The organism is Photobacterium galatheae (assembly GCF_000695255.1).
In the GTDB taxonomy this organism is placed as follows: domain Bacteria; phylum Pseudomonadota; class Gammaproteobacteria; order Enterobacterales; family Vibrionaceae; genus Photobacterium; species Photobacterium galatheae.
This window is the reverse complement of sequence record NZ_JMIB01000069.1, coordinates 1-2,003: the sequence shown is the minus strand read 5'-3', so window position 1 is coordinate 2,003 and position 2,003 is coordinate 1. Positions and strand designations below refer to the sequence as shown.

At 57.0% G+C, this 2,003-nt stretch carries 1 protein-coding gene; it reads right to left on the bottom strand.

Features of this window, described 5'->3' with window-relative positions; translation table 11 throughout:
- The coding region (locus tag EA58_RS20650; RefSeq protein ID WP_152548141.1) for a non-ribosomal peptide synthetase at positions 1-2,003 on the bottom strand (2,003 nt) is incomplete at both ends.

Here is a 2,003-nt window from a genome sequence, read left to right as displayed (position 1 = left end):
AGATATTCCAGATTGCCGTCCGGCAGCCAGCGCACCAGATCCCCGGTGCGGTACAACCGGGTATACCCCTTCGCTTTGTCGGCGTCAGTGGCAAACGGGTTGTCAATGAAGCGCTCCGCCGTCAGTACAGGCCGGTTGAGGTAGCCCCGGGCCAGACCAGCCCCGCCGATGTACAGCTCACCCACCGCACCCAGTGGCAGCAATTGCTGATTGTCATCCAGCACATACAACTGGGTATTGTTGATAGGTTTCCCAATCTCATTCAGGTTACGGCGTTCCGTTAACTTCCCTGCCGCATAAATACTCGTCTCTGTCGGGCCGTAAAAGTTATACAGCGCATAATGCTGGTGCCAGTGCAAACAAGCCTCTGGGTCGCAGGACTCACCGGCAAACAGGATTGTCTTTAAAGTAGCATGTTGCTTCTGAGGTAATGCAGCCAGAACCACCGGCGGCACATACAGGATATTGAGCGCCTGCGCATCAATATACGCACTCAGCAAATGCGGATCTCTCCGGTACGATTCGCCCAACAGATGCAACTCCCCACCAAAAAGCAGGCTGTTCAACATTTCAGAAACAGACACATCAAAGGTGTACTGGCTGAAGCAGGAAACCCGGCTTCCTGAAAGGTCGAAATCATAAACAGCCTTCATCGATTGCAGGGTGTTTCCCGCACTTTGATGCGCCACCATGACCCCTTTCGGCTGACCTGTGGTCCCCGAGGTGTAAATCACATAGGCCAGATCTTCCGGTGACGGGCCGCTATCCAGATTGCTGTCCGGCAACTCTGTCAACGCCTCACTGTCGGCCAGAATCATCCGCGTATCATGTCCCCCCGACAGGAGTGCGTCGACGCTCGCCCGCTGCGGTGCATGGGTGATCACCAGCGGCGCACGGGTATCTTCTAAGATAAACGCACTACGTTCGACCGGGTAATCCGGTGAGACGGGCACATAAGCCGCTCCCGCTTTCAGCACCGCCAGAATACTGACCACCATCTCCGGACTTCGATCCAGATACAGCGCCACCAGAGTGTCGGCTGGCAGTTCTGCCTGATGAGACGTCCGATATGTCTGCCGGATCTGCCGCGCCAGCTGATTGGCCCTGCTATTCAGTTCACGGTAGGTCAGAGACTGTCCCTCAAACACCAGCGCGATGTTATCCGGCGTCCTTGCCACCTGCGCTTCGAACAGCGCCGCCAGACTCCGGTCCTGCGGGTACGGGGCTTCGGTCTGGTTGAAGGTGGTCAGCAGGGTGTGTTTTTCCTCCATGGAAAGCAGCGTGATCGCATCATGATGCTGATGCGGATCACGGGCCACCGCCAGCAGGATCGCCTGAACCTGCTGTAACAGCCGCTGAGCCTGTGCGTCATCCAGCCAGTCCAGACCATAACTGAGTTTCACCACCAGAGTCTGATCCTGTTCGTACCCCATCACCGACAGCGGGTAATCCACTTTCTCGATCGCCTCCCGGAAGACGAGGTGGTTCGCAATCGAATCGTCCTTCTGCCCGTCTGCAACCGGCGCCGGATAGTTCTCAAACACCATCAACGAGTGGAACAGACGCTCCCCGCCCTGCTGGAGCTTCGCCAGCGACATGGCACTGTGGGTATTGATGGCAGCCACCTGCTGATGGATTTTCTGCAAGATGTCTGAAACCGAGGATAACGGCGACCAGTCCACACAGAGCGGCAGGGTGTTGATGTACAGCCCGACACTCTGCTCAATGCCTTCAACAGGCACGTCCCGTCCGGAAACCGTGGTCCCGACCAGAGTTTGAGAATCTCCGGTGTAGGTGTGCAGCAGCTTATGCCAGGCAAACTGCAACATCACGTTGAGGGTGACCCCGAACTGCTGACAGGTGTGTTTTATCTGCTGATAATCAGCCCCGGCCAGGGTCAGTGTCTGGGCTGCCGGGCGATCAATCTGCCTGATCTTGGCCAGATTCACCGGATGGGTCAGCAACGGCGTCACGTCATTCCCACCTTCCCAGGCAGACTGCTG